Source organism: Pseudomonas sp. LBUM1661, assembly GCF_059695925.1.
In genome coordinates this window covers 5214882-5241211 of record NZ_CP166794.1, presented here as the reverse complement: position 1 = coordinate 5241211, position 26330 = coordinate 5214882, and the positions used below count along the sequence as shown (strand labels likewise).

The 26330-nt window shown below is 59.4% G+C and carries 23 protein-coding genes, 4 tRNA genes and 1 pseudogene; 17 read left to right on the top strand and 11 right to left on the bottom strand.

Annotation, left to right across the window (positions count from 1 at the left end; all coding sequences use genetic code 11):
- The first annotated feature begins 20 nt into the window (after positions 1 to 20).
- The 3 genes from ACA057_RS23990 (at position 21) to ACA057_RS23980 (ending at position 2605) form a co-directional block, all read left to right on the top strand.
- On the top strand, positions 21 to 680 hold the full coding sequence (locus tag ACA057_RS23990) for a glutathione S-transferase family protein (RefSeq protein WP_497342900.1): 660 nt from the start codon (positions 21 to 23) through the stop codon (positions 678 to 680).
- An 8-nt stretch (positions 681 to 688) separates the two neighbouring features.
- Entirely contained in the window at positions 689 to 1495 is an 807-nt protein-coding gene (locus ACA057_RS23985; RefSeq protein WP_497342898.1) for a DUF4892 domain-containing protein, read from the top strand.
- 69 nt (positions 1496 to 1564) lie between these two features.
- Complete coding sequence (locus ACA057_RS23980) at positions 1565 to 2605, top strand: AI-2E family transporter (protein WP_497342896.1); 1041 nt, start codon at positions 1565 to 1567, stop codon at positions 2603 to 2605.
- Positions 2606 to 2714: 109 nt separating this feature from the next.
- Here ACA057_RS23980 and ACA057_RS23975 read toward each other — a convergent pair whose 3' ends face one another.
- Both ACA057_RS23975 and ACA057_RS23970 read right to left on the bottom strand, forming a co-directional pair.
- A complete protein-coding gene (locus tag ACA057_RS23975) occupies positions 2715 to 3764 on the bottom strand; it encodes a sensor histidine kinase (protein WP_497342894.1) in 1050 nt (349 codons plus the stop codon).
- Positions 3764 to 4522, bottom strand: coding sequence for a response regulator (locus ACA057_RS23970; protein ID WP_059406902.1), 759 nt, complete (start codon positions 4520 to 4522; stop codon positions 3764 to 3766). The genes ACA057_RS23975 and ACA057_RS23970 overlap by 1 nt, the downstream gene beginning before the upstream one ends.
- 293 nt (positions 4523 to 4815) lie before the next feature.
- Here ACA057_RS23970 and pyrF point away from each other — a divergent pair, with 293 nt between their 5' ends.
- Positions 4816 to 5514: an orotidine-5'-phosphate decarboxylase gene (pyrF, locus tag ACA057_RS23965; protein WP_497342892.1), complete on the top strand. Its 699-nt coding sequence runs from the start codon at positions 4816 to 4818 to the stop codon at positions 5512 to 5514.
- Between the two features lie 129 nt (positions 5515 to 5643).
- On the opposite strand, the gene ACA057_RS23960 is transcribed toward pyrF, so the two are convergent.
- Positions 5644 to 6648 (bottom strand): NADP-dependent oxidoreductase, encoded by a 1005-nt coding sequence (locus ACA057_RS23960; RefSeq protein ID WP_497342890.1) that lies wholly within the window; start codon positions 6646 to 6648, stop codon positions 5644 to 5646.
- 236 nt (positions 6649 to 6884) lie between these two features.
- Between ACA057_RS23960 and ACA057_RS23955 the strand changes: the two genes are divergently transcribed.
- From ACA057_RS23955 to ACA057_RS23940, 4 genes and pseudogenes are all read left to right on the top strand, one after another.
- On the top strand, positions 6885 to 7646 hold the full coding sequence (locus ACA057_RS23955; RefSeq protein WP_497342888.1) for an SDR family oxidoreductase: 762 nt from the start codon (positions 6885 to 6887) through the stop codon (positions 7644 to 7646).
- 272 nt (positions 7647 to 7918) lie between these two features.
- Positions 7919 to 9304: an aminotransferase-like domain-containing protein gene (locus tag ACA057_RS23950; RefSeq protein ID WP_497342886.1), complete on the top strand. Its 1386-nt coding sequence runs from the start codon at positions 7919 to 7921 to the stop codon at positions 9302 to 9304.
- A 108-nt stretch (positions 9305 to 9412) separates the two neighbouring features.
- Positions 9413 to 10516 (top strand): annotated as a pseudogene (locus ACA057_RS23945) (HAMP domain-containing protein); the annotation flags it as partial.
- Positions 10496 to 11377 carry a methyl-accepting chemotaxis protein gene (locus tag ACA057_RS23940; RefSeq protein ID WP_371317146.1) on the top strand — a complete coding sequence of 294 codons (882 nt, stop codon included), beginning with the start codon at positions 10496 to 10498 and terminating at the stop codon, positions 11375 to 11377. The pseudogene ACA057_RS23945 and the gene ACA057_RS23940, both read left to right, overlap by 21 nt.
- A gap of 553 nt (positions 11378 to 11930) precedes the next feature.
- On the opposite strand, the gene ACA057_RS23935 is transcribed toward ACA057_RS23940, so the two are convergent.
- A complete protein-coding gene (locus ACA057_RS23935) occupies positions 11931 to 12689 on the bottom strand; it encodes a hypothetical protein (RefSeq protein ID WP_497342884.1) in 759 nt (252 codons plus the stop codon).
- Between the two features lie 391 nt (positions 12690 to 13080).
- On the opposite strand from ACA057_RS23935, the gene ACA057_RS23930 reads away from it, so the two are divergent.
- From ACA057_RS23930 to ACA057_RS23915, 4 genes are all read left to right on the top strand, one after another.
- Positions 13081 to 13156 (top strand) — tRNA-Glu (locus ACA057_RS23930).
- A 2-nt stretch (positions 13157 to 13158) separates the two neighbouring features.
- Positions 13159 to 13234: transfer RNA gene (locus ACA057_RS23925), tRNA-Gly, on the top strand.
- A gap of 105 nt (positions 13235 to 13339) precedes the next feature.
- Positions 13340 to 13415: transfer RNA gene (locus ACA057_RS23920), tRNA-Glu, on the top strand.
- 3 nt (positions 13416 to 13418) lie between these two features.
- Positions 13419 to 13494, top strand: a tRNA-Gly gene (locus tag ACA057_RS23915).
- 119 nt (positions 13495 to 13613) lie between these two features.
- On the opposite strand, the gene ACA057_RS23910 is transcribed toward ACA057_RS23915, so the two are convergent.
- From ACA057_RS23910 to ACA057_RS23895, 4 genes are all read right to left on the bottom strand, one after another.
- On the bottom strand, positions 13614 to 15353 hold the full coding sequence (locus ACA057_RS23910) for a dipeptidase (RefSeq protein ID WP_497342882.1): 1740 nt from the start codon (positions 15351 to 15353) through the stop codon (positions 13614 to 13616).
- A gap of 197 nt (positions 15354 to 15550) precedes the next feature.
- A complete protein-coding gene (locus ACA057_RS23905; protein ID WP_497342880.1) occupies positions 15551 to 16189 on the bottom strand; it encodes a LysE family translocator in 639 nt (212 codons plus the stop codon).
- 1 nt (position 16190) lies between these two features.
- Positions 16191 to 16961, bottom strand: a complete 771-nt coding sequence (locus ACA057_RS23900; RefSeq protein WP_497342878.1) for a 2OG-Fe(II) oxygenase — start codon at positions 16959 to 16961, stop codon at positions 16191 to 16193.
- A gap of 93 nt (positions 16962 to 17054) precedes the next feature.
- Positions 17055 to 17681, bottom strand: a complete 627-nt coding sequence (locus ACA057_RS23895; protein ID WP_497342876.1) for an alanyl-tRNA editing protein — start codon at positions 17679 to 17681, stop codon at positions 17055 to 17057.
- Between the two features lie 91 nt (positions 17682 to 17772).
- Here ACA057_RS23895 and ACA057_RS23890 point away from each other — a divergent pair, with 91 nt between their 5' ends.
- Positions 17773 to 18759 carry a LysR family transcriptional regulator gene (locus ACA057_RS23890; protein ID WP_059406894.1) on the top strand — a complete coding sequence of 329 codons (987 nt, stop codon included), beginning with the start codon at positions 17773 to 17775 and terminating at the stop codon, positions 18757 to 18759.
- Between the two features lie 147 nt (positions 18760 to 18906).
- Here ACA057_RS23890 and ACA057_RS23885 read toward each other — a convergent pair whose 3' ends face one another.
- Both ACA057_RS23885 and ACA057_RS23880 read right to left on the bottom strand, forming a co-directional pair.
- Positions 18907 to 19314, bottom strand: a complete 408-nt coding sequence (locus tag ACA057_RS23885) for a PA2817 family protein (protein WP_027924016.1) — start codon at positions 19312 to 19314, stop codon at positions 18907 to 18909.
- Between the two features lie 74 nt (positions 19315 to 19388).
- Complete coding sequence (locus ACA057_RS23880; RefSeq protein ID WP_497342873.1) at positions 19389 to 21836, bottom strand: acyl-CoA dehydrogenase; 2448 nt, start codon at positions 21834 to 21836, stop codon at positions 19389 to 19391.
- A 248-nt stretch (positions 21837 to 22084) separates the two neighbouring features.
- On the opposite strand from ACA057_RS23880, the gene ACA057_RS23875 reads away from it, so the two are divergent.
- The 4 genes from ACA057_RS23875 (at position 22085) to ACA057_RS23860 (ending at position 25252) form a co-directional block, all read left to right on the top strand.
- Positions 22085 to 22744: a transglutaminase-like domain-containing protein gene (locus tag ACA057_RS23875; RefSeq protein WP_497342871.1), complete on the top strand. Its 660-nt coding sequence runs from the start codon at positions 22085 to 22087 to the stop codon at positions 22742 to 22744.
- Positions 22745 to 22787: 43 nt separating this feature from the next.
- On the top strand, positions 22788 to 23411 hold the full coding sequence (locus ACA057_RS23870; protein ID WP_497342869.1) for a glutathione S-transferase family protein: 624 nt from the start codon (positions 22788 to 22790) through the stop codon (positions 23409 to 23411).
- 132 nt (positions 23412 to 23543) lie between these two features.
- Positions 23544 to 24476 (top strand): ABC transporter ATP-binding protein, encoded by a 933-nt coding sequence (locus tag ACA057_RS23865; protein WP_497342867.1) that lies wholly within the window; start codon positions 23544 to 23546, stop codon positions 24474 to 24476.
- The gene (locus ACA057_RS23860; protein WP_497342865.1) at positions 24473 to 25252 is read left to right on the top strand and encodes an ABC transporter permease; all 780 of its coding nucleotides are present in this window, start codon (positions 24473 to 24475) and stop codon (positions 25250 to 25252) included. Before ACA057_RS23865 ends, ACA057_RS23860 begins: the two co-directional genes overlap by 4 nt.
- Before the next feature lie 494 nt (positions 25253 to 25746).
- On the opposite strand, the gene ACA057_RS23855 is transcribed toward ACA057_RS23860, so the two are convergent.
- Positions 25747 to 26265 (bottom strand): DUF2062 domain-containing protein, encoded by a 519-nt coding sequence (locus tag ACA057_RS23855; RefSeq protein ID WP_497342863.1) that lies wholly within the window; start codon positions 26263 to 26265, stop codon positions 25747 to 25749.
- Positions 26266 to 26330: the final 65 nt, after the last annotated feature.

The following is a 26330-nucleotide window of genomic DNA, read 5'->3' as shown; positions in this document are numbered from 1 at the left end:
GGTTGAAATGGGAGACAACCATGATAGATCTCTACACCGCTGCGACCCCGAATGGCCACAAGGTCTCTATCGTGCTCGAGGAACTCGGCCTGCCCTACACGGTGCATGCCTTGAGTTTCGACAAAAAGGAACAGAAGTCCGCGGACTTCCTCAAGATCAATCCCAATGGCCGGATTCCGGCAATTGTCGACCGCGCCAACGGTGATTTCGCCGTGTTCGAATCCGGCGCCATTCTTGTTTATCTGGCAGAACTGAGCGGGCAACTCTTGCCCAAAGACCCCAAGGGGCGCTCGGTGGTGTTGCAGTGGCTGATGTTCCAGATGGGCGGCATCGGCCCGATGCAAGGCCAGGCCAACGTGTTTTTCCGCTATTTCCCGGAAAAGCTCCAGGGCGCCATCGACCGCTATCAGCATGAAACCCGTCGCCTCTATGAAGTGCTCGACACGCGCCTGCAAGACGTGGAGTTTCTCGGCGGCGAGTACAGCATTGCCGACATCGCCACGTTCCCGTGGGTACGTGGCCATGAGTGGTCCGGTGTCGAGGTGGACGGCTTGCCGGCCTTGCAGCGCTGGATGGCGACTATGGAAGCGCGCCCGGCGGTACAGCGTGGTTTGCTGATACCTGAACGCATCGACGATGCCAGCGTCGTCAAGGGTGCCCAGGCCATGCTGATCCGATGAGCCTATCCATGCGTTCACTCAGTCTGCTGGCGCTGTGTTGTTTCAGTCCCTTGTTGTTTGCCGCCGATGTCCCGGGCAGTCAGGACTTGCCGATCGTGCCGCGTATGGCCGATGCGCAGATCGTCGACTATCGCCCGGTCGCCGAGCTTGAGCGGATCTACCCGCTGGGTTCGATCCGCAAGATCAGTGGCCAGTTGCGCTTCGACGGTCAGGTCAGCGCCCGTGGGCAAACCACTTCGGTGACCTACGAGCTGCCGCCGGAACATTCCTCCAACGAAGCCTTCACGGCTGCCCGTGAAGCCCTGCAAAAGCAGGGCGCGCAGCTACTGTTCTGGTGTCAGGCCCGCGATTGCGGCGAAAGCAGCCTGTGGGCCAATGAAGTATTCAGCAACGCCAAGCTCTATGGCGCCGATGATCAGCAGGCCTACTTGCTGCTGCGACTGGCCGCGCCACAGGACAACACGCTGGTCGCGCTTTACAGCATTACTCGTGGCAATCGCAAAGCCTATCTGCATGTCGAACAATTCGACGCCGCCGCGCCGCTGGGCGATTTGCTGCCGACCTCGGCGACGCTGTTGCGAGAGCTTAAAAGCACCGGTGAACTCGATTTTCCCAAACTGAGTGCCGATCCCGACGACACCTGGCTGCGTTTGATTTCTCGCGGCTTGAACCTGGACACCACGTTGCGGGTCAGTGTGTCCGGGGCCAAGGCCGAAGCCTGGCGTCAGGCGCTGATCGGGCAGGGCGTACGGGCGGCGCGGATGGAAACGGGTAGCGTCGAAGGCTCTGGCCTGCACATCGAGCTGTTGCGATAAGCTGTACCGGGCGAACGCGCCAGCCGCGTTCGCCGACTCTTTTGCCGACTGACTTTTTACGAGACTGGGATGATCAATAACGATCGGCTGTTGGTGCAGATCCTGCTCCTGGTGCTGTTTGGCGCGAGCTTCTGGGTGATGGCGCCGTTCTGGTCGGCGTTGTTCTGGGGCGCCGTGCTGGCGTTCGCCAGTTGGCCGCTGATGCGTTTACTGACCCGCTGGCTCAATGGCCGTGAATCCCTGGCGGCGGCATTGCTGACGCTGGGCTGGATGTTGCTGGTGGCCGTGCCGCTGGTGTGGCTGGGGTTCAACCTGGCGGACCATGTGCGCGATGCGACGGCCTTCATCAAGGATGTGCAGGTCGATGGCGTGCCTGAGGCGCCGGCCTGGCTGGGCAGTATTCCCTTGGTCGGCGAGCGCTTGGCAGGCATCTGGAACAGCATCGACCAGCAGGGTGCGGCGCTGATGGTGGCGGTCAAACCCTATCTGGGCCAGGTCGGTAACTGGTTGCTGGCGCGCAGTGCGCAAATTGGCGGCGGGATTCTCGAACTGACGCTGAGCATTGTCTTCGTGTTCTTTTTCTACCGCGACGGGCCGCGATTGGCGGCGTTTGTTCATGATTTGCTGGAACGGCTGATAGGTGACCGCGCCGGTTACTACATCGAGTTGGTGGCGGGGACGGTCCAGCGGGTGGTCAACGGGGTGATCGGCACGGCGGCGGCCCAGGCGGTTCTGGCGTTGATCGGGTTCTTGATCGCCGGAGTACCGGGGGCGTTGGTGCTGGGCATCGTGACGTTCATGCTCAGCCTGATTCCCATGGGCCCACCACTGGTATGGATTCCGGCCACGGCGTGGCTGGCCTGGAAGGGCGAATACGGGATGGCGGTGTTCCTCGGGGTCTGGGGAATGTTCATCATCAGTGGCGTCGACAACGTGCTGAAACCCTACCTCATCAGTCGCGGTGGGAATTTGCCGTTGGTGATCGTGCTGCTGGGCGTGTTCGGCGGGTTGATTGCGTTCGGATTTATCGGCTTGTTCATCGGCCCGACCTTGCTGGCCGTGGCCTACAGCCTGCTGACTGATTTCAGCAAGGGTCAGGCCCGGAACTAATGTGGGAGCGAGCCTGCTCGCGAAGACGGCGGTACATTCAACATCAATGTGACTGACTGACAGACCGCCATCGCGAGCAGGCTCGCTCCCACAGGGATTTGCTTATTGATCAGGTGCGGGGTAGGCGGATCACTGCCGTCAACCCACCACCGGGCGTTTCTTCCAGACTCAACTGACCGCCCAGCCGTTCCGCCGCCTCGCGGGCAATGGTCATCCCCAGCCCGACGCCACCGGAATTGCGATTGCGCGAACCTTCCAGTCGGAAGAACGGTTCAAACACCGCTTCACGCTTATCCGCCGCAATACCCGGCCCCTGGTCTATGACCCGGATCACCAGGTGTTCGCGATGGTCTTCGAGCGTGATCAGCGCTTGCCCTGCATACCGCAAGGCGTTGTCCAGCAGGTTGTTGATGCACGAGCGCAACGCCATCGGCTGCACTTGCAGCGGTGCGCAGTGGCCGCTGGCCTGGACGTCGGCGCCCTGGTCCTGGGCGTTTTCGCTCAGGGATTCGACCAGCGCCTGCACATCCATCCACTGTCGCGCTTCGCTGGTGCGCTGTTCGTGCAAGTAGGTGAGGGTGGCGTCGAGCATGCTGATCATGTCGTCCAGATCCTGGCGCATCTGGCCTTGCAGCTTGTCGTCGTCGATCTGTTCCAGCCGCAACTTGAGCCGCGACAGCGGCGTGCGCAAGTCGTGGGAGACGGCGCCGAGCATTCGCGAGCGCTGCTGCACTTGTTCGATAATGCGCTTCTGCATCAAGTTGAAGGTGTACGCCGCTTGCCGGGCTTCCCGTGGACCGGACTCATCCAGCGGCGGGCTGTCGAGGTTTTCACTCAAGCGCTCGGCCGCATCGCTCAGTCGCTGGATCGGCCGGCTCAACAGTTTGGCGCCGTACCAGGCGGCAATGATCAGCGAGACCAATTGAAACGTCAGCGGCACCAAGGGCCCGCCGAACCATGGGCGCGGCGGCCGGTTTTCGAAACGCGGGTCCAGCGGTGGGCGCTCACCTTCGATGCCCTCGGAAAACTCCGGTGGCGGAGGCGGCGGTGGCGGACCGTAATGGTGAAACCAGGCAAACGCCAACAGGTGCGCCAGGATAATCGCCGCCAGCAATACGCCAAACAGGCGGCCGAACAGCGTATCGAAGCGCGCACGCATCAGCCGATGTCTCGGGCGTCGAACAGGTAACCCTCACCGCGAACGGTCTTGATCAACTGGGGGGCCTTGGGGTCATCCCCGAGTTTCTGGCGCAGGCGCGAGACCAGCAGGTCGATGCTGCGATCGAAGGCTTCGATCGAACGACCGCGAGCGGCGTCCAGCAATTGCTCGCGGCTGAGTACACGGCGCGGACGTTCGATGAACACCCAGAGCAAACGGAATTCGGCGTTGGACAGCGGCACCACCAGGCCATCGGCGGCGATCAATTGGCGCAGCACGCTGTTCAGGCGCCAGTTGTCGAAGCGAATGTTCGCCCGCTGCTCAGTACGGTCGTCGCGCACTCGCCGCAGAATGGTCTGAATCCGCGCCACCAGTTCTCGCGGCTCGAACGGCTTGGCCATGTAATCGTCGGCGCCCAGTTCCAGACCGATGATCCGGTCTGTGGGTTCGCAGCGGGCCGTGAGCATCAGGATCGGAATGTCCGACTCGGCGCGCAGCCAGCGGCACAGCGACAGACCGTCTTCGCCGGGCAGCATCAGGTCGAGCACCACCACGTCGAAGTGTTCCGCCTGCATGGCCACACGCATGGCCGCGCCGTCGGTGACGCCGCTGGCGTGGATGTTGAACCGGGCCAGGTAGTCGATCATCAGTTCGCGGATCGGGACGTCATCGTCGACGATCAGGGCGCGAATGCTCCAGCGTTTGTCGTCGCCGGGCGCTTTTTGATCGTCGTTCAAGGGGGCTTGGGTGCTGTGCATGCGTGCGTTCATCTGCCAGGTAGGCTGCCAACCACAAAGATGGGCTGCGAGGTTGTGGCTTCAGCATAGGCGTCCGGCCCGGAGGCGGGAAGTGCTGTAAGGACGTGTTGCGGCGGCCGAGGGTAGCGATGAAGGATGTTGCAGGCGTGTCGTCTCGGTATCAAGCTCGACACAATTGCCGAAAAGGCTAGTCTTGCCTGAGCCTTCGGGACGATTTACCGATCATCGGGTCCCGCAGCGCCGTTGGTTCCGCTACAATGCGCGCCGATTTCGTCCTGCCTGAGAGCCCGCACATGTCCGTCTGCCAGACTCCTATCATCGTCGCCCTGGATTTTCCCACCCGTGACGCCGCACTGAAGCTGGCCGACCAGTTGGACCCGACACTGTGCCGGGTCAAAGTCGGTAAAGAGCTGTTCACCAGCTGCGCCTCGGAAATCGTCGGCACGTTGCGCGACAAGGGTTTCGAAGTGTTCCTGGACCTCAAGTTCCACGACATCCCGAACACCACCGCCATGGCCGTCAAGGCCGCTGCGGAAATGGGCGTGTGGATGGTCAACGTGCATTGCTCCGGTGGCCTGCGCATGATGGCCGCGTGCCGCGAAGTGCTCGACCAGCGTACCGGCCCCAAACCGCTGTTGATCGGCGTGACCGTGCTGACCAGCATGGAACGTGAAGATCTGGCGGGTATCGGTCTGGATATCGAGCCGCAGGAGCAAGTGCTGCGTCTGGCCGCATTGGCAGAAAAGGCCGGGATGGACGGTCTGGTGTGCTCGGCCCTGGAAGCCCAGGCCCTGAAATCGGCTCACCCGTCGCTGCAACTGGTGACTCCGGGGATTCGTCCAGCGGGCAGCGCCCAGGACGATCAGCGCCGTATTCTGACCCCGCGTCAGGCGCTGGATGCCGGTTCCGACTATCTGGTGATCGGCCGTCCGATCAGCCAGGCGGCTGATCCGGCCAAGGCATTGGCCGACGTGGTCGCCGAACTCGCCTAAACACCGCCAAACCTGTGGGAGCGGGCTTGCCCGCGATAGCGGGGTATCAGTCAACATTGATGCTGACTGACACGCCCTCATCGCGGGCAAGCCCGCTCCCACAGGGTTTTGATTGAGTCAGTTAAAGCGTTAAACCTTCAACACCAACTTCCCGAAATTCTCGCCGCTGAACAGTTTCATCAGCGTCTCCGGGAACGTTTCCAGTCCTTCAACAATATCTTCCTTGCTCTTGAGCTGTCCCTTGGCCATCCAGCCGGCCATTTCCTGCCCGGCGGCGGCGAACTGTGCGGCGTAATCCATCACCACGAAACCTTCCATCCGCGCGCGATTGACCAGCAGCGATAAGTAGTTGGCCGGGCCTTTGACCGCTTCCTTGTTGTTGTACTGGCTGATGGCGCCGCAAATCACCACCCGTGCCTTCATGTTCAGGCGGCTCAGCACCGCGTCAAGAATATCGCCGCCGACGTTATCGAAATACACGTCCACGCCTTTCGGGCATTCGCGCTTGAGGCCGGCGATGACGTCTTCGTTCTTGTAGTCGATGGCGCCATCAAAGCCCAGTTCGTCGATCAGGAACTGACACTTGTCCGCGCCACCGGCAATGCCGACCACCCGGCAACCCTTGAGCTTGGCGATTTGCCCGGCAATGCTGCCCACTGCACCGGCGGCCCCCGACAACACCACTGTGTCACCTTCCTTGGGCGCGCCGACATCGAGCAGGGCGAAGTAAGCCGTCATGCCCGTCATGCCCAGTGCGGACAAATAACGCGGCAGCGGCGCCAGTTTCGGATCGACCTTGTAGAAACCGCGCGGCTCGCCGAGGAAGTAATCCTGCACACCCAGGGCACCATTCACGTAGTCGCCGACGGCAAACCCCGGATTGTTCGAGGCCACGACTTTGCCTACACCCAACGCGCGCATCACTTCGCCGATAGCGACCGGCGGGATGTAGGACTTGCCCTCGTTCATCCAGCCACGCATGGCCGGGTCCAGGGACAGGTATTCGTTTTTGACCAGGATCTGACCCGCCGCCGGCTCGCCGACCGGTACTTCTTGATAGGTAAAGGTCTCGCGGGTCGCCGCCCCCACTGGACGTTTGGCGAGCAGGAACTGGCGATTGGTCTGGGTAGTCATGACAGGCACTCAATATGAATGAAGCCTTGTTGATAACCCTTCATGCACGATGCCGCAAGTTTGGCTGATGCGGCGAATGCACTGCGATCCAGTGCGGTGATAGTCACGGCGGCGGTTCTATCACTGTCACTCATGGGCGCCCAACCGGCCTTCTGATAGTGCTGCCGTGCCATGGGCCCCTGTGACTAGACTGCGAACACGCGATTCCCCGCATTCTTCTCTCCGAGGACATAACAATGAGCATGACGTTTTCCGGCCAGGTCGCCGTAGTGACGGGCGCCGCCAATGGTATTGGCCGTGCGACCGCCCTGGCATTCGCTGCCGAAGGTTTGAAGGTTGTGGTTGCCGACCTGGACACGGCGGGGGGCGAGGGCACGGTCGCGCTGATTCGCACGGCCGGTGGCGAAGCGACCTTCGTGCGTTGCAACGTTACGCTGGAGAGCGATGTAAAAAATCTGATGGAGGAAGTGGTGAATACCTACGGCCGCCTCGACTATGCCTTCAACAACGCCGGCATCGAAATCGAGAAAGGCAAATTGGCCGACGGTACGCTCGATGAGTTCGACGCGATCATGGGCGTCAACGTCAAAGGCGTCTGGCTGTGCATGAAGTACCAGTTGCCCTTGTTGCTGGCCCAGGGCGGCGGCGCGATCGTCAACACTGCTTCGGTAGCCGGTCTAGGCGCAGCGCCGAAGATGAGCATTTACGCCGCGTCGAAACACGCGGTGATCGGCCTGACCAAATCGGCGGCTATCGAATACGCCAAGAAAAAGATTCGGGTGAACGCGGTGTGCCCGGCGGTGATCGACACCGACATGTTCCGCCGTGCCTATGAAGCCGACCCGAAAAAAGCCGAGTTCGCCAATGCCATGCACCCGGTCGGTCGCATCGGCAAGGTCGAGGAAATCGCCAGCGCGGTGCTGTACCTGTGCAGCGACGGCGCTGCATTCACCACCGGGCACTCGCTGGTCGTGGACGGTGGCGTTACAGCGTTCTAAAACCAGAGACGACCCAGAGAAAACCCCGAACCTGTGGGAGCGAGCCTGCTCGCGATGAGGGAGTGTCAGTTGGCATCAATGCTGTCTGACACGCCGCAATCGCGAGCAGGCTCGCTCCCACAGGTTTTTCATTTGCCTCATGGTTCCGGGAAAGCCTCGGCATTGTGTTTCAAATGGTTAGAACCGAGGGTTTTGGCGGCGTTGTCGCACATCCTGTCGGACGCTCCTGTGATTAACTGACTCCCGCAAAACGAACAGGAGTTTGCTTGCTCATGGAGTTGAGAATCGATCGACAGGCATTGGTGCCGGTCGTACAGCAAATCGTCGACGCGCTAACCGGCTGGCTCCATCACAGCGAGGTGCAGCCGGGGACGCGTTTACCTTCGGTACGGCAAATCGCGCGAACCAATTTGCTCAGTCAGTCCAGCGTCGTTGAAGCCTGTGAACGCCTGGTGGCTCAGGGCGTGTTGGCGTCGCGCCAAGGGGCGGGATTCCTGGTCGCCGCCCCGGTGCAAGGCGTTCACGGACAGCGGGAGGGCCCGTGGTTCGAGGGCGCAGATGAGATTCAACGAGACCGCCTGGGTGAGCTGAAGCTGGGCTGTGGCGGATTACCAGAGAGCTGGCGCGAGACGGACGACCTGAGCTACGCGATCCGTCAGGTCAGCCGCACCGACATGGCCGGCTTGTTCAACTACAGCACACCGCTGGGCCTGCCAGCCTTGCGCCAGCAGATTGTCAAACGCCTGAAGCCGCTGGATATCGAGGTGGAGGACAGTCGCATCCTGACGACGGCGGGCGCCAGCCAAGGGCTCGACCTGATCGTGCGAACGTTGTTCAAGCCGGGTGATTGCGTAGTGGTGGAAAGTCCCGGTTATTCCCTGCTGTTCGATCTGCTCAGGCTGCACGGCGTCAGCATGCTCGAGGTGCCGCGAACCCCACGCGGACCGGATGTTGAGGTGCTCGAAACGCTGTTGTTGAGGTGCCACCCACGCGCGATATTCATCAATAGTTTCTACCACAACCCGACGGGCAGCAGCCTGGCGCCGGTGGTCGCGCAAAGGATCTTGCAACTGGCCAGAACCCATGGCGTGTTGGTGATTGAAAACGATGTCTATGCGGATCTGCATAGCGGCCCTGGTACGCGGCTCGCGGCCCTGGATGACGATGTGATCTACGTCGGCAGCTACTCCAAAACCCTCAGCAGTTCGTTACGGGTCGGCTTTGTCGTGGCCGGTGCCGAGGTTATTTCACGGCTGGCCCAGGTCAAAATGATCAGCAGCATGGGTGCTTCACGGTTTTGTGAGTCGGTGCTGGCAAATCTGTTGGCCAGCGGTGCCTACCGCAAGCTGGTGCAGCGTCAGCGCCAGCGTTTGAACACCGACAGAGAGGCTGCGTTGCAAGTGCTCGAAGACGCTGAATGGGAGGTCTTCGGCAAGCCTTCCGGCGGGTTGTTCATTTGGGCGCGATCGCAGATGTCCGACTACGCTCAGGTGCGCACCCAGGCACAGCGCTTTGGTGTCCGGCTGTCTTCGGCGACGGCATTCAGTCCCACCGGTGAGCCCAGTGACTGGCAGCGTATCAATGTGGCCTATGCCTGTGATCCGCGTGCCCGGGCGTTTTTTCAAGCGACCACTCTGGATCGACCTCAAGCGTTCTGAAAACGACGTGGGCGTAGCTTTTTGCCATTATTCCGACGCCAGAGACTTGTGTTGATACAGGCCCGTTGCGAATCTGCGTCAACAGACTATGTCAGGGGACTAAGTGCAATGATTTCGGCCGTGCAAGGACGTTTTGCCAACCTCGGTATGGCGAAAAAACTGGGAGTAGGGTTCGTGCTGGTGCTGCTGTTGACAGCCCTGGTGGCGGCCATCGGCGTATGGTCCCTGCAAACCATCAGTCAGCGCTTCGACGGGCTCAAGCAGATGTCGTCGCTCAACAGCGGCCTGCTCAAGGTACGCCTGCTCGAGCAGGAATACGCCTTGCACGGCAATCCGAAAACCGCCGAAGCCCTGCGCCAGGGCGTTGATGGCCTGATCGCGCTGGCCAATGAACTCAAGGCTGCGTCAGCGTCCAACGTGCCGGTGATGAATGACGTCGAGCAGTCCCTTGGGGCGTATCGCAAGGCCTTTGATGAGTTCGTTTCACTCAGCCAGGCCAAGGACCTGGCGCTGGAAATGGCCAGTTGGTCAGTGTCCAGCGTGGCTAATAACCTCGACGTGCTCCAGGCCGGACTGGCCGATGACGGCGCCTATGCCCTGAAGGAGTCCGAGGGCAAGGACGGTGCGCAGTTCATTGAGCAAGCCAATCAAGTCAGCCAGGTGTCGCGGCTGATGTTGCAGGCCATGAACGAAGCCCGTGTGCGCCTGGACCAGAGCCGCAAGGGTGACGACAGCGCAGGGCAGGGCAAGATAGAGCAGGCCGACCAGGCACTGACCCAGGCCGAACAGCTGAAAACCACGGTCAAGGATGAGGGTTACCAGACGGTCCTCAATGAAGTGGTCGGGCACATTCGCGGTTTCAGCGAGAAACTTGCCGAATACACCGGGCTGCTGGCGCAGGAAAAGACCGTCTATGAGCAGTTGCATCAGCGCGCCGCTCAAGTAGTGGATCGCGTGGATCAGGCCTACGTTGCCGAAGACCAGTCGATGCAGACGGAGCTGAAAAAGAATTCGCTGCTGATCATCGGTTCTTCCGCGTTGGCGTTACTGGTCGGGCTGATTGCGGCGTGGGTGATTACCCGGTTGATTGTGGCGCCGTTGCGCAGCGTGATCCGGGTCGCCCAGCAGATTGCTTCTGGCGATTTGAGTGCGACCGTTGAAGTGACCCGCCGTGATGAGATCGGCCAGTTGATGCAGGCCATGCAGCAGATGGGCGCGGGGCTGAGCAGTATTGTCAGCGGCTTGCAGGCGGGTATCGAGCAGTTGGCCAGTTCGGCGCAATCGCTGTCGGCGGTGACTGAGCAGACCAATCTTGAAGTCAGTAGCCAGAAGGAAGAAACCGAGCAGGTCGCCACGGCGATGAATCAGATGACCGCCACTGTGCATGACGTTGCACGTAATGCGGAGGAGGCCGCGCAGGCGGCTCAGACGGCGGACGGCAAGGTTGAGAGTGGTCAGCAGGTCGTACGCCAGAGCATGGCGCGGATCGAGCAGTTGGCAGACTCGGCGACTTCGGCCAGTTCGAGCATTGAGAGCCTGAGTGCGGAAATCCAGAACATCGGCACGGTGCTCAGCGTGATCAAGAGCGTGGCTGAACAGACCAACCTGTTGGCGCTCAACGCGGCCATCGAAGCGGCGCGGGCCGGTGAGCAGGGCAGGGGGTTTGCCGTGGTGGCCGATGAAGTACGGGCGTTGGCTAAGCGGACGCAGCAATCGACCGAAGAGATTGAGCGACTGGTCAGTGCCTTGCGTTCGGCGGCGCAGTCGTCGGTGCAGCAGATTCAGAACAGCGGCGAGTTGGTGAAACTGGCGGTGAGTGATGCGTTGCAGACCGAGAGTGCGTTGGGGAGTATTGCGGCGGCGGTGTCGTTGATTCAGCAGATGAATCAGCAGATTGCTGCGGCTGCCGAGGAGCAGAGTTCGGTGGCCGAGGAGATTAATCGCAGTGTCACGAGTATTCGCGCCAGTGCGGATCAGTCTTCACTGGCGATGCAGGGGAACGCGGCGTCCAGTATTGAGCTGGCGCAGTTGGGGGTTGAGTTGAAAGGGATGGTGGGGCATTTCCGGCTTTGATGTTTGCTCGATCTATGGGGGAGCGCCGATCCAATGTGGGAGCTGGCTTGCCTGCGATGGCGGCCTGGTAGTCGACTGTTTTTTACGGAGTGTACATATCCATTCCTGCGGTAACGGCTGCTATTGGTTCCGCCCTTACGGCGTGTCACTTGGAAGAGCCCCAAGTAACCAAGGGCTCTTGCCCCTTTCGTTCGGTGCCTCGCTGTGGCTCGGCATGCCCTCGCTCCGGTCCTGCTCCGTGGGCGCGCCGCCATCGGCCATCCCTGGCCGGGGGCGGCTAACCCGGCATCCTTGCCGGGTTGCCCACTGCGCAGAACCTCCACTCGGCCTCTCGAGGGAGCGGTGCATCAAAATCTAAAGCGACAGGCGAGTTAACGCTCGACCTGATGAGTGGTGGGAAGCAAAAGCGTAAGCCGCTTCTGAGTTTCTGTAGGAGCGAGGCTTGCCCGCGATGACGGCCTGACAGGCGATTTATCTTTCCTGGGCGTACTCGCCATTAAACTCAACGTAAAAAAAAGCCACCCGTCTCGGTGGCTTTTTTGCATTTTCTGAATCAGTCGTAAATCACTTTCTTCTTCCAATCCGCATCGGCCTCGACGTCTTTCAAGCCTTCGGTCAACTGGTTCACTTCGCCTTCGGCTGGCGCAATGTTGTCCATGACTTGTGCGTTGGCGCGGGCCAGGAGTTTTTCCAGGTATTCGAGCTGTTCGGCGTAGACCTGCGGTTCCTGCTGTTTGCGTAGGTATTGCACGCCGCGTTCGAACGCCAGGCGTGCCTGGCCGGGCTGGTTCTGTTGCAGGGAGTGCTGGCCGAGGTTGTTGAAGAATTCGATGTGCAGCAGTACCAGGATGTGGCGAACTTCGCGGATCCAGCGTTTGGCTTCGTTGGTTGGCAGGAAGCCGTCGTGTGCGGCGCGGGTGATTTGGCCGTGCAGGGCTTCGAGCAGGAAACGAACGTCTTTGGCTTTGGCTTCGGTCTGGATCGGTGCCGGCGGGTTGTTGACCGGGATCGATTCGCCCTGGGCAATCAGCGCGTTCAGTTCGCCAATGCGTGCTTTAAGGTTAGCGCTGGTTTTTTCCAGGTGGAGCAGGCGTTGGCAGACGTTCAGTTCCAGCCGGGTCAACAGCAGCTTGAGCGCCGGCGTCATCAGCTGACCCGGGAAGGTCTCGGTGATTTCGCCGCAGCGACGCAAGCGATCGTTGAGTTCTACCTTGGTACGGGCCTTCTCCAGCTTGTTGTTTTCCACCACATGGTTCATGTAGCCAATGGCGATCAATAGTGCGATCCCGGCTACGACTAGCAGGGTGATCATGAGTGGCGTCACCGGTAAGACCTCTTTATTGGGTTTGCGTGCGAGTGTAGTGGCTTGGCATCGGGGCGCCTAGGACAGCTCGACGAGTTGAATCGGTTGTGGCTCTGTTGTTATCGGCCGTCGATGTACTTATATAAATGCTGGCAAATATATGTCGGATTGCCATCATCTTCTCGCCGTCGACTATAACGCCTTGGTACAAGCCAGAATATAGGCGTCAACGATCAGGCGACGGAAAACCCGGAAAGGCGACCTTAAGCAGGTCGAAGTCATTGATTTAAATAAATTTATAGTTGGGGGTTGACGACCCTTCAATCCATCCATAGAATGCGCGCCACTTACAGCGTAAAGCACACAGCGAAACGCGGTAGGCAGTGAATGTTGTACGTGTGTCCCCTTCGTCTAGTGGCCTAGGACACCGCCCTTTCACGGCGGTAACAGGGGTTCGAGTCCCCTAGGGGACGCCAATGCGGGAATAGCTCAGTTGGTAGAGCACGACCTTGCCAAGGTCGGGGTCGCGAGTTCGAGTCTCGTTTCCCGCTCCAATTTTAAACAGCGTTGCTTTCGGGCAGGGCTGAGTGAAACCAGAACCGGTATCTTCGGATACGGATTTGGGCACTGAAATACACACCATGTGTTTCAGTTAGCGTGTCCCCTTCGTCTAGTGGCCTAGGACACCGCCCTTTCACGGCGGTAACAGGGGTTCGAGTCCCCTAGGGGACGCCATTTGCGGGAATAGCTCAGTTGGTAGAGCACGACCTTGCCAAGGTCGGGGTCGCGAGTTCGAGTCTCGTTTCCCGCTCCATATTTAACAAAAACGCCGCTCAGCAATGAGCGGCGTTTTTGTTTGTGCATTTTTTATGAAAATGGAAAAGGGGCCTGTTGTAGGAGCAGGACCCGCCAGGACAGCGGGTCCGCAGTGCATCAGAGCTTCGGCAACTGCCCGATGCGCCCCATCATTTCGGTCACGATCTGCAAGTCCAGGAGGAATTGGTCGACGGTCTTGAACTCGTTGTCGGTGTGACCGGTGTATTTGACCTCGGGCCTGGCCAGGCCGAATTGCACGCCGTTGGGCAGTTCATGGACCGAGGTGGCGCCGGCGGAGGAGCCGAACTTGTGTTCCATGCCCAGGTTTTCAGTGGACACGGCCAGCAAGGCCTTCACCCATTCGCCCTCAGGGTTGCGGTACATCGGCTCGGCGATCGAGTAGTCGAAGGTCGCCGCCACATGGGTCTTCTTGCTCCATGCCGCAATCTTTTCCGCAATGTCCGCCTTGAGCACTTCCGGGGACTTACCCTTCGGCACGCGCAGGTTGACCGCAAGCTTGAAGACGTTGTCATCCATCCCGACATACGTCAGGGACGTGGTCAGCGGGCCCATGAACTCATCGGAAAGACCAACGCCCAATTTGCCACCCAGGTAATCCAGCCCCCAGTTATCGGCAGCGTAACGGGCGGCATCGGTAATGTGGTTGTGCTTGAGCGCGACTTTTCCGTCGAGGCTGTTGATGAAGTCCAGCATCCTCGCCACCGGGTTGACGCCTGACTCAGGCTCGGAGGAATGAGCCGAAACGCCAGTGACCGTCAGCTTGACGTCCTTGCCTTCAACCTTGGCGTTCACCTCGAAATTGCCGCCGTTGCGCTGGGCATAATCAGCGCCGGCCTTTTGCAGACTGGCGGCCAATTCAGCAGGCGTGTCGCTCACCAGAATGGCGACAGAGGTCGACGGAATCTGGTTAGTGGCCATGCCGCCCGTCATCGAGATGATTTCAGCGCCCTTGCCATCACCCTTGCGCTTGGGGAAGTTCGCCATGACGGTGCCGTAGCCTTTCTCGGCGATCACCACCGGGTAGCCGCCATCCAGCGCCAGGTTGTAGTTGGGCGTCGGGTTGTGTTCGAAGTAATAGGGGATCGCGTCGCCGGTGGTTTCCTCGGTGGTGTCTACCAGCAGCTTGAAATTCCTCGCCAGTGGCAGCTTCTCTTCCTTGATGACCTTCATGGCGTACATCGCCACCACGATGCCGTTCTTGTCATCCTCGGTGCCGCGGCCATACATGCGGTCGCCGATCAGGGTGACCTTGAACGGGTCTAGTTTAGTGCCGTCTTTCAGGACCCAGTTTTCCGGCGTCACTGGCACCACATCGGCATGCGCATGAATGCCCACGACTTCATCGCCACTGCCTTCGAGGGAGATTTCATAGACACGGTTGTCGATGTTGCGAAAGTTCAGGTTGAAGGCTTGGGCCAGGCTCTTGATCTTGTCGGCGATCTTGATGAATTCAGGATTATCGTGCTGGGCAACACCGTCCACCTGGAAGGTCGGGATGGCCACCAGCTCTCGCAACGTTTCGGTGGCGGCATTGCCGTATTTCACCCGTGCATAGAGCCCCAGCAGGCGATGGATCTCGTTCTGCTGTTCGGCGGAAAGCGTCTTGTTGTCGAGGAAGGCACTGATGGCCGGGCCGAGGTCGTCGGTTTTACCGAGGTCGCTCTTGGCCAGGCTTCCCAGGAACTGCCTGAAATCGGTGACCGATGCATCATTGAACGTCTTGAGGATGATCGCGCTCTGTTGCGGGGTAATGTTGGCGTGCGCGGCAGTGGTGAACGACGAAAGGCTGGCGAGCATCAGCGTGGTCGCGGCCAGGTGCTTGAGTGAAAAATCCATTGCTGGGGGCATTCCTTTGCAGGCAGTTTGTGGGAAATATCTGATCGTTTAATCAGAAACGTTTCCAAGCTAACACCAAGAGGGCGTGAGACGGGAGACCTTGACGCAGGATCTGTCGCACAGAAACTCAAAAGCGACGCAGAAACGAAAAAGGCCCGCCAGTCAGATTGAACGGGCCTGATGCAGGTTCGAGGTGTTTACATCGACAGAATCAACCGGCCGGCGAACAGGATCAGAATCACCCCCATCGTCCGCTCGAACCAATGCCCCATGCGCATAAACAGCAATCTCACCCTGCTACTTGAAAAGAACAGCGCAACGATCACAAACCACAACGCATTTACAAAACACATCCAGACGCCGTACAGCGCCTGGATTTTCAACGGCGTCGTGGCACTGATGATCGTGGTGAAGATCGCCAGGAAAAACAGCGTGGCCTTGGGGTTGGTGGCGTTGGTCAGGAATCCCGTGGTAAACGCCTTCAGCAGCGTTTGCTCAACGACTGGTTCGTCTGCATTTTTGTCGCCCTCCAGCACGGTTTTCGGTTGGCTGCGGACCAAGCTGACGCCGAGGTACAGAATGTAGGCACCGCCCACGACCTTGGCCACCGTCAACAGCCAGGGCGTGGTGTGCATCAGTGCGCCGACCCCGAGCAGGGTGTAAAGCACGTGCACGGAAATGCCTGCGCCGATGCCCAGTGCCGTGCAAATCCCCACCCATCGGCCGAAACGCACACTCTGGCGGATGGTGACCGCAAAGTCCGGTCCGGGTGCGACTACAGCCAGGAAGTGAATCGTCGCCAGCGCCAGGAACTCGCCCAGGTAATTCGAAAGCATCTCAACTCCAGTACGTAAGGGGTGAAGCATTGCCGCGATAACCGACAAAGAATGAAAGGCTCAAGCGCGGATCGGCCACGCCGGGTGTCACCGAGTGCATGCGGCGCGAATTGAACATGATGAAGTCCCCCGGATCAGGCCGAATCTCCAGAGATGGAGGACCCAGCAAGGCCGGGTCGATGCCGTAACTGTCGCCCCGCATTTCGTCGAACTGCTCAGGGGAAAAGTCGTCGTCCCACATCTGCAACGCGCCGCCCTCGGTGGGCATGTTCAGGTAGACGTTGCAGGCGAACTGCGCTTCCAGGCTTCGGGCCTGGAAACTGTCCGGGGCGTCCTTGGCGAAAATGTCGTGGTGGGCCAGAAAGCACACGCCGGGTTTCACCACCCGGGACAGCCCGACATACATCTTGCGGCCGTAGAGGTTTTCCAGGTGGGCACCCGCCGGCCACGTCTCGTCGAGCATGCAGCGCAACGTATCGACCGGGGACGAGTAGGGCGCACAACGGTGACGTAACTCCGCGATGTTGCGGCTGGCGCGTTCGAAATAATCTTCGATCAGCAGCGGCTGGTTCTCCGCTTCATAAAACGCCATGCCGATGCGACCGATGCTCGGTGCATTGATGTAACCCTCGAAGCCTGGGGCGAGGATCTTGTCGCCGATCTGCAGCGCCAGCGGTCGGGGCAGGAAGCCTTTGACACGGATGGCGAGGACTTCTTCGTTGGCCAGTTTTTTTATGCACGTCTCATCGAGACGCTCGACGTCAAGCATCATGTCTTAGGTCCATCTAACAGAGAGTCAACGGGACCCGCGAATGCAGGCTCCCCCCGGCGTGAGGCGATGGCAATTGCGCCATCACCCAAATGCTCAATCCACGCTGTAGTGGACTGACAGCGTTCCCTTCTTTTGCGAAACGGAGGCGATCGTGACCGTGCCTAAATCCTTCAGGCTACGAACATGGGTGCCGCCGCAACCGTAGGCAGGCAGCTCACCGAAACCGATTTCCCGGGCGCCTTCGCGCAGCGACGTCAGGCGCGGCAGGTCATGGGCGATCCACTGCTCGATGCCGAACTGAATGGTCTGGGCATCGACGTCTTGTGCGCTCTCCGCCGGTTTGAATTGCACGCGTCCTTCGCCCGGCCAGTGATGCGCCTTGATCGGCATCCAGCCCATCGCCTGGACGAAGTGCCCGATCAGATGGCCGGCGGAATGCATGCGCGTATTGAACTGGCGACGAGGCGCGTCGACCCGAATCTGGATCATCCCGAGTTTTACCGGGTGGTCGACAAAGTGGACGATCCGGTCCGGATCCTGAACCACGCGCAGCACACGGCTTTCACCGATAAAGCCAGTGTCGAAGGGCTGTCCGCCGCCCTGAGGGTGAAACAACGTGGCGCGCAGCACCACGGCGAATTCGTTCTCGTGGGGCGTGCAATCCAGGACTTCCACGTTAGCCTTGAAATCATCACTATGGAAAAAGAGGCGAAGCGTCATATTCCATGCCCTTATTAACATTTCTATTTTTTATTATATGGAGCCTGGAATTGCGTGATAATCCGTTCAAACATCAAAGGACTGTTGCGCCGTGAGCATAAATCTTCCGCTGCCACTGCTGGGTGAAATGGCGATTTTCGTCAAGGTCGTCGAGACCGGCAGTTTCTCCGAAGCGGCTCGCCAGTTGGGCTCATCACCCTCGGCAGTCAGTCGCAGCATTTCGCGACTGGAGAAGGCGCTCGCCACCCGGCTGCTGCAACGAACCACGCGCAAGTTGCGTTTGAGCGACGGCGGTGAAGAGGTGTTCAAACGCTGCCAGGAAATGGTCAGCGCGGCCAAGTCGGTGATGGAAATCAGTGGTCAGTTCACCCATGAGGCCGAAGGATTGGTGCGCGTCAGCGTGCCGAAAGCGGTGGGGCGATTCGTGATTCACCCGCATATGCCGGAGTTTCTGCGGCGTTATCCCAAAGTGGATGTGGAGTTGTTGCTGGAAGACCGTCAGGTGGATTTGATCGACGACAACGTCGATCTGGCGATTCGTATCACCGACCGGCCACCCGCAGGGTTGGTGGGGCGGCAATTGCTGACCATCGACCATTTGCTCTGCGCAACGCCGCAGTACCTGGCCGAGCACGGCACGCCGACCCATCCCCACGATTTGCTTAACCACAGTTGCATCTACCTGGGCGAAACCCCGAGTGATGCGCGCTGGAAATTCAAGAAAGGCACCAAGGCTGTGACGGTCGGTGTGCGCGGACGTTATGCCGCCAACCACACCGGGGTGCGCTTGGGCGCGGTATTGCAGCACATCGGGATTGGCAGCCTGCCGTATTTCACCGCGCGATATGCACTGGAGCAGGGGTTGATCGTGCAGGTGTTGCCGGACTGGACCTTCCTCGCTTCCTACCATGGCGGCGCGTGGTTGCTGCATTCGCCGACTCGGTACCTGCCGCCGAAATTGCGCGTGTTCATCGACTATCTGGTGGAGTGCCTGGAGAAGGAGCCCACCTTGAGCAAGCCGGGCAAGCCGAAGGTTGCGGCGGAGTATGAGTTACCCGAAAGTGATGGGTTGCTCTGACTGCCCCTTCGCGGGCAAGCCTCGCTCCTGCAGGTAATGCGTGATCTCTGTAGGAGCGAGGCTTGCCCGCGAAGGCGTTTTCAGCAATGCCACAAAAAAAGGCCCGCATGAGTCGCCATGCGGGCCTTTTGTATTTCTGATCGTGGATCAGTGCTTGCTGTCGTCGTTCGACATCGCCAGCAGCTGTTTTTCCTGGTTCCAGTCGAACGGTTCGTCGTTCTGTTCGGCTTCGAAACGGCGCTCTTCCAGCGCCTGGTACAAGTCGATTTCGTCGTCTGGCATGTAATGCAGGCAGTCACCGGCGAAGTACCACAACAGGTCGCGCGGGACCAGGTGGGCGATTTGCGGATAACGGGTAATCACCTGGCACAGAATGTCCTGGCCCAGGTATTGGCTTTCGATCGGGTCGACCGGCAGCAACGCACGCAGTTCGTCGAAGCGCTCCAGGAACAAGGCATGGCTTTCTTCGGGAACCTGTTCGGCCTCACCTACGGCGACCAGGATGCTGCGCAGGTGGTCGAGCAAGACAAGATGATCGGCAACGACATTGGACACGAGATAAGTCCTCAAGAGCAAAACGGGCGCAGGAGTATAAAGCGCCTGCGCCCTTTTTTACATGTCTGGCTGGATCAGCGGACTTTTCCTACCGCCAGCGCCAGCTCCTCTTTGTCGAAATCATCGACATCAATCACCTTGCGCCGCGCCGCTTCGGCCTCACGCAGGGTTTGCGCTTCCACCGGCTGCAACACACCCGCCTCCAATGCTGCGTCGATGACGTGCTCCCCTGCGGCCGCCTTGACCTGTCCGCTTTTGAGTGCCACGTGCAGTTTTTTCTGCAACGGCTGCGCTGCACTCAACAGGTTGCACGCGTGTTGCAGCGCGCCGACGGCGTCATCGGGCGATTGCGGACGGTAGCAACCGCCGAGCAATTCTTCGAGGGTCGGATCGCCTTTGGCGCGGCCGATCACCGCAGCCACTTCGGCGCCGAGCTTGTCCGATGGCCCTTTGTGACGGCGCCCGAACGGGAACACGATCACTCGCAGCAGGCAACCCAGTACCTTGTTCGGGAAGTTGCTGAGCAGTTCATCCAGCGCCCGTTCCGACTGGCCAAGGCTTTCTTCCATGGCCCAGGTAAACAGCGGCGCCATGTGCTCCGGCGAATCGAGGTCGTGATAACGCTTGAGCGCGGCGGAGGCCAGATACATGTTGCTAAGTACATCCCCCAGTCGCGCCGACAAACGTTCGCGACGTTTCAGTTCACCGCCCAGCAGCATCATGCTCAGGTCGGCGAGCATCGCGAACGCCGCCGCCTGACGGTTCAGCGCGCGGAAGTAGCCCTGACTGAGCTTGTCGCCCGGCGCGTGTTCCAGATGCCCGAAGCCGAGGTTCAGCACCAGGGTACTGGCGGCGTTGCTCACGGCAAAACCGATGTGCTTGAGCAGCAGGCCATCGAATTCGTTGAGCGCCTGATCCTTGTCTTCACGACCGGCGAGGGCCATTTCTTTCAGCACGAATGGATGACAGCGAATTGCGCCCTGGCCGAAGATCATCAGGTTGCGCGAGAGAATATTCGCGCCTTCTACGGTGATGAAAATCGGCGCGCCATTCCAGTTGCGACCGAGGTAGTTGTTCGGCCCCATGATGATCGCCTTGCCGCCGTGAACATCCATGGCGTGGCTGATGCACTCGCGGCCGCGCTCGGTGAGGTGGTACTTGAGAATGGCCGACAGCACCGAGGGTTTCTCGCCCAGGTCCACCGCGTTGGCAGTCAGCATCCGCGCGGCGTCCATCATCCAGGCGTTGCCGCCGATGCGCGCCATGGCTTCCTGAATACCTTCAAACGCCGACAGCGGAACGTTGAACTGTTCACGCACCTGGGCGTATTGGCCGGTCACCAGACTGGTGAACTTCGCCGCGCCGGTGCCAACCGCCGGCAACGAAATCGAACGCCCGACCGACAGGCAGTTCATCAGCATCATCCAGCCTTTGCCGAGCATTTCCTGGCCGCCGATGAGGAAGTCCAGCGGCACGAAGACGTCCTTGCCGGAGTTCGGGCCGTTCATGAAAGCGGCGCCCAGCGGCAAGTGACGACGGCCGATTTCAACCCCGGCGGTATCGGTCGGAATCAACGCCAGGCTGATGCCCAGGTCTTCCTTGTCACCCAGCAGGTGGTCCGGGTCGTAAGCCTTGAAAGCGAGGCCGAGAAGGGTGGCCACCGGGCCCAGCGTGATGTAGCGCTTTTCCCAGTTCAGGCGCAGGCCGAGGGTTTCCTTGCCTTCCCATTCACCTTTGCAGATGACACCGGTGTCGGGCATGGCGCCAGCATCGGAGCCGGCCAATGGCCCGGTCAACGCGAAGCATGGGATGTCATCGCCGCGCGCCAGCCGTGGCAGGTAATGGTTACGTTGTTCGTCGGTGCCGTAATGCAGCAGCAGTTCGGCCGGGCCGAGGGAATTGGGGACCATCACGGTGGAGGCGAGGTCGCCACTGCGGGTCGCCAGTTTCATCGCCACTTGCGAGTGGGCATAGGCCGAGAAGCCTTTGCCGCCAAACTCCTTGGGAATGATCAGGGCGAAGAAGCCGTTTTCCTTGATGTGGGTCCAGGCCTCGGGCGGCAGGTCCATGTCTTGCCCGATCTGCCAGTCGCTGACCATGGCGCAGAGTTCTTCAGTCGGGCCGTCGATGAAAGCCTGTTCTTCTTCACTCAGTTGCGCTTTTGGATAGGACAGCAGTTTGTTCCAGTCCGGGCGACCACTGAACAGTTCACCGTCCCACCACACCGTACCGGCGTCGATGGCGTCGCGCTCGGTTTGCGACATCGGCGGCAAGGTTTTCTGGAACCAGTTGAACAGCGGCGCGCTGAAGAATTTGCGACGCAGGTCGGGCAGCAATAATGGCGCCGCGACGGCTGCGATCAACACCCAGAAAATCAGCAGCAGCCAGCCGGGTGCACGGCTGAAAATACCCATCGCCACCAGGTACAGGGCAACAATGCCCAGGGCGGGCAGCGGGGCGATACGGCGGTGAGCTAAATAGGCAATCCCGACAACCAGAACCAGTATCCACAACAGCAGCATATTTAATCCTCCGTGAAACCAGGGCAAACCAACCTTCAGAGCTTAGACGGCATCCGCAAAACAGGGTGATCAGTGCGATGTGTTTGAATTCGTGGGAAACCTTGGATGAATTCTGTAGGCCCGGTTGGCAACAGGCCGGGGAAATCGTTCGCTGGGCGGGCGACAATGCGTTCATGTTTGGCCGAAACGTCGTTATCTCTGTGCTGATCGTGTCGATAGACTCGTGGCTTCCCCAGGAGATTATTCTCATGCACGAGTATCTGAGTCCCGGCCGCTTCATCGATAGTGACCACCCGTCGGTGGTGGAGTTCGCCGAAACCCATCGCGGCAGTCGTCGCGATCCGCTCGAGCAGGCGATCAACCTTTATTACGCCGTGCGCGAGGCCGTGCGTTACAACCCCTACACCTTCAGCCGCGACCCGCAGACCTTGCGCGGCAGTTATGCGCTGGCGGCCGGGGAAAGTTACTGCGTGCCCAAAGCCACACTACTGGCCGGGTGCGCCCGGCATTGCGCAATCCCGGCACGTATCGGGCTGGCGGACGTGCGCAATCATCTGTCGACACCGCGCTTGCTTGAGTTGCTCAAGAGCGACGTGTTTGCCATGCATGGCTACACCGAGTTGTATCTGGACGGTCGCTGGGTCAAGGCGACGCCTGCGTTCAATCAAGGCTTGTGCGAACTGTTCAATGTCGCGCCGCTGGAATTCGACGGGATCAACGACAGCGTTTTCCATCCCTTCAATCGCGATGGCGAACAGTTGATGGAGTATCTGGTGGATCACGGGCAGTTCACCGACGTGCCCGAAGCGTTCTTTTTCGAGCACCTGGAAAAGTGCTATCCGCATCTGTTCAGCGAGCAACTGCCGCCACTGCTGGGGGACATGCAGAGCGATTTGAGTCGCGCCTGATCCGGCGTATGCTGCCTGCGCATTCATCCATAAAGAGGCGGTCATGCTGAAGATCTGGGGTCGGAAAAATTCGTCGAATGTCAGAAAACCTTTGTGGGCCGCCGAGGAACTGGGCCTGGCCTATGAAGCCATCGATGCGGGCGGCGCCTTTGGTGTAGTCGATACGCCGGCGTACCGCGCGATGAATCCCAATGGTCGCGTGCCGGTGATTGAAGATGACGGTTTCGTGCTGTGGGAATCCAACGCCATCGTGCGTTACCTGATGGCGCGCCACGCCAACGGCACGGCCTGGTACCCGGAAGATCCCAAGGCCCGCGCCTCTGCCGACAAGTGGATGGACTGGACCACGTCCAGTTTTGCCGGCCCGTTCCGCACGGTGTTCTGGGGTGTCTTGCGTACGCCGGCCGATCAGCAGGACTGGTCGGCTATCAATGCCGCGATCAAGGAATGCGACAGCCTGCTGGCGATGGCCGATCACGCATTGGCTACTCAACCGTACCTGTCGGGCGATGAGATCGGCATGGGCGATATCCCCTTGGGCAGTTTCATTTATGCCTGGTTCGAGATGCCGATCGAGCGCGCGCCGCAGCCTCATCTTGCAGCCTGGTATGCCCGCTTGAAACAGCGTCCGGCGTATCAGAAAGCCGTTATGACCGCGTTGACTTAATACTCACTATCGACACACTTGACTGTACTTGTGTGGCGGCGACAAGCACCATTGCGCTCATGCGCCGTGGTTGTATTGATCGCCGCCCGCCCTTAGTTATTCCTTTCCTCCCTTCTTGGTGCGTAATCCGATATGAGTTCCGCTCTGTCCATCCGGCAGCTAACCAAAACCTACGGCAACGGTTTCCAGGCCCTGAGTGGTATCGATCTGGACGTCGCCGAAGGTGACTTTTTCGCCTTGCTCGGCCCTAACGGCGCCGGCAAATCTACGACCATCGGCATTCTCTCGACCCTGGTGAACAAGACCAGCGGTACGGTGAATATTTTCGGTCACGACCTGGACAAGAATCCTGCGCAGCTCAAACGCTCCATTGGCGTAGTGCCGCAGGAATTCAATTTCAACCAGTTCGAAAAGACCTTCGACATCGTCGTGACCCAGGCCGGTTACTACGGCATTCCGCCGAAAATCGCCAAGGAACGCGCCGAGCAATACCTGACTCAGCTGGGGCTGTGGGACAAGCGCGATGTGCCGTCGCGTTCACTGTCCGGGGGCATGAAGCGTCGCCTGATGATCGCCCGCGCGCTGGTTCACGAACCGCGCCTGCTGATCCTCGACGAACCGACGGCGGGGGTGGACATCGAACTGCGTCGCTCGATGTGGACGTTCCTCACCGAGCTGAACAAGAAAGGCATCACCATCATCCTCACCACCCACTACCTGGAAGAGGCTGAGCAGTTGTGCCGCAACATCGGCATCATCGATCACGGCACGATCGTCGAGAACACCAGCATGAAACAGTTGCTCGGCCAACTGCATGTGGAGACGTTTTTGCTCGACATGAAAAACGATCTGAAAGTGGCGCCGCAGTTGCTCGGTTACGCCACCAAATTGCTCGATAGCCATACTTTGGAAGTCCAGGTGGACAAGTCCATGGGCATCACCGCGTTGTTCACTCAGTTGGCGCAGCAGAACATCGAAGTGCTGAGCCTGCGTAACAAAACCAATCGCCTCGAGGAGTTGTTCGTGTCCCTGGTGGAGAAAAATCTGTCGAAGGTGGCGGTATGAGTTCCGAGCTGCAACCCAACTTAGTTGCCCTCAATACCATCGTTTACCGGGAGGTTAAGCGCTTCACGCGGATTTGGCCGCAGACGTTGCTGCCACCGGCCATCACCATGGTTTTGTACTTCGTAATCTTCGGTAATCTGATTGGCCGGCAGATTGGCGATATGGGTGGTTTCACCTATATGGAATACATCGTGCCGGGGTTGATCATGATGTCGGTGATTACCAACTCTTATGGCAACGTGGTCTCGAGTTTTTTTGGTAGCAAGTTTCAGCGTTCCATCGAGGAGTTGATGGTATCGCCGGTGTCGCCGCATACGATTCTGATCGGCTACACCTTGGGGGGTGTACTGCGTGGGTTGATGGTCGGGATTATCGTGACGCTGTTGTCGTTGTTCTTCACACATTTGCAGGTGCATCACCTGGGTGTGACGATTTTGGTGGTGGTGCTGACGGCGACGATCTTTTCGCTGCTGGGTTTTATCAATGCTGTGTTTGCGCGCAACTTTGATGATATTTCGATTATTCCAACGTTTGTGCTGACGCCGTTGACGTACTTGGGTGGGGTGTTTTACTCGATTACGTTGCTGCCGCCGTTTTGGCAGACGGTGTCGTTGGCTAACCCGGTGTTGCATATGGTTAACGCATTCCGTTACGGCATTCTTGGGGTTTCGGACATTAAGATCAGTGTGGCGATTACCTTTATGTTGGTGGCGACGGTGGCGCTTTACATTGGTTGCGCTCGATTGCTGGTGAGTGGGCGGGGGATGCGTACTTAAGGTTTTTGGATTGGTTGGTGTACATATCCGTTTTTTTTGGTGATGGCTGGTTATGGTTCCGCCCTTACGGCGGGTCACTTTGAAAATCCGGAAGCCGGCCCAGCCCAAAGTATCCAAACGCTCTTGCCCCTTTCGTTCGGTACCTCGCTAAGGCTCGGCATGCCCTCGCTCCGGTCCTGCTCCGTGGGCCCGCCGCCATCGGCCATCCCTGGCCGGGGGCGGCTAACCCGGCATCCCTGCCGGGTTGCCCACTGCGCAGAACCGGAACGAAGCCTCTCGAGGTGGCGGTGCATCAAGATCAAAAGCACGGCGGCCTGCAGGCCGGCCTGATTGGGAGCGAGCTTGCTCGCGAAACTGTTGCCGTTGCCGTTGCCGTTGCCGTTGCCGTTGCCGTTGCTTTGCTTTGCTTTGCCGCCGCGCCAGCAAAAACGGATATGCCCCTAATCAAAGCGCACACACAAAAAAGGCCTCCCAACACGGAGACCTTTCCACACTCATTGCATCCGCTTTTTCTTGCGTCGAGCCCACTGCCGACTAACCCACCACCGCCAATACATCATCACCAGACAATAAGCCAACGCCCCAAGCACCAACCCCGTCACCACCGAGCCGAGCAAAAACGGCTGCCACAACGTAGAGAGTTCACCACTGATCCATTCCCAGGTCAGTTCGTCAGGCAAATGACGAGCAGGAACATCCATCAACCAGGCGCCAGTCTGATAGGTACAAAAGAACACCGCCGGCATGGTGATCGGATTGGTCAACCAGACCAGGCTGACAGCAATCGGCATGTTGCCACGTACGACAATGGCGAGGATGGCAGCCACCAGCATCTGCAACGGAATGGGCAGGAAAGCCGCGAACAACCCCACCGCCATTGCCCGGGCAACGGAGTGCCGGTTGAGGTGCCAGAGGTTTGGGTCATGCAGCAGGGTGCCGAGAAAGCGTAAGGACTTGTGTTCCCTGATGCTCGTCGGGTCTGGCATGTAACGTTTGAATAAGCGCCGGGGCATAAGGCTTCTCGGTCGGTTAAGGCGGCAAGTATGTCTGGATTCTATGAGTCGCCCATTCAGACTTT

Bases quoted from the DNA above. Each gene is read 5' to 3' on its own strand.
- ACA057_RS23990 (WP_497342900.1), top strand. From the start codon at position 21: ATGATAGATCTCTACACCGCTGCGACCCCGAATGGCCACAAGGTCTCT.
- ACA057_RS23985 (WP_497342898.1), top strand. From the start codon at position 689: ATGCGTTCACTCAGTCTGCTGGCGCTGTGTTGTTTCAGTCCCTTGTTG.
- ACA057_RS23980 (WP_497342896.1), top strand. From the start codon at position 1,565: ATGATCAATAACGATCGGCTGTTGGTGCAGATCCTGCTCCTGGTGCTG.
- ACA057_RS23975 (WP_497342894.1), bottom strand. From the start codon at position 3,764: ATGCGTGCGCGCTTCGATACGCTGTTCGGCCGCCTGTTTGGCGTATTG.
- ACA057_RS23970 (WP_059406902.1), bottom strand. From the start codon at position 4,522: ATGCACAGCACCCAAGCCCCCTTGAACGACGATCAAAAAGCGCCCGGC.
- pyrF (WP_497342892.1), top strand. From the start codon at position 4,816: ATGTCCGTCTGCCAGACTCCTATCATCGTCGCCCTGGATTTTCCCACC.
- ACA057_RS23960 (WP_497342890.1), bottom strand. From the start codon at position 6,648: ATGACTACCCAGACCAATCGCCAGTTCCTGCTCGCCAAACGTCCAGTG.
- ACA057_RS23955 (WP_497342888.1), top strand. From the start codon at position 6,885: ATGAGCATGACGTTTTCCGGCCAGGTCGCCGTAGTGACGGGCGCCGCC.
- ACA057_RS23950 (WP_497342886.1), top strand. From the start codon at position 7,919: ATGGAGTTGAGAATCGATCGACAGGCATTGGTGCCGGTCGTACAGCAA.
- ACA057_RS23940 (WP_371317146.1), top strand. From the start codon at position 10,496: ATGCAGGCCATGCAGCAGATGGGCGCGGGGCTGAGCAGTATTGTCAGC.
- ACA057_RS23935 (WP_497342884.1), bottom strand. From the start codon at position 12,689: ATGATCACCCTGCTAGTCGTAGCCGGGATCGCACTATTGATCGCCATT.
- ACA057_RS23910 (WP_497342882.1), bottom strand. From the start codon at position 15,353: ATGGATTTTTCACTCAAGCACCTGGCCGCGACCACGCTGATGCTCGCC.
- ACA057_RS23905 (WP_497342880.1), bottom strand. From the start codon at position 16,189: ATGCTTTCGAATTACCTGGGCGAGTTCCTGGCGCTGGCGACGATTCAC.
- ACA057_RS23900 (WP_497342878.1), bottom strand. From the start codon at position 16,961: ATGATGCTTGACGTCGAGCGTCTCGATGAGACGTGCATAAAAAAACTG.
- ACA057_RS23895 (WP_497342876.1), bottom strand. From the start codon at position 17,681: ATGACGCTTCGCCTCTTTTTCCATAGTGATGATTTCAAGGCTAACGTG.
- ACA057_RS23880 (WP_497342873.1), bottom strand. From the start codon at position 21,836: ATGCTGCTGTTGTGGATACTGGTTCTGGTTGTCGGGATTGCCTATTTA.
- ACA057_RS23875 (WP_497342871.1), top strand. From the start codon at position 22,085: ATGCACGAGTATCTGAGTCCCGGCCGCTTCATCGATAGTGACCACCCG.
- ACA057_RS23870 (WP_497342869.1), top strand. From the start codon at position 22,788: ATGCTGAAGATCTGGGGTCGGAAAAATTCGTCGAATGTCAGAAAACCT.
- ACA057_RS23865 (WP_497342867.1), top strand. From the start codon at position 23,544: ATGAGTTCCGCTCTGTCCATCCGGCAGCTAACCAAAACCTACGGCAAC.
- ACA057_RS23860 (WP_497342865.1), top strand. From the start codon at position 24,473: ATGAGTTCCGAGCTGCAACCCAACTTAGTTGCCCTCAATACCATCGTT.
- ACA057_RS23855 (WP_497342863.1), bottom strand. From the start codon at position 26,265: ATGCCCCGGCGCTTATTCAAACGTTACATGCCAGACCCGACGAGCATC.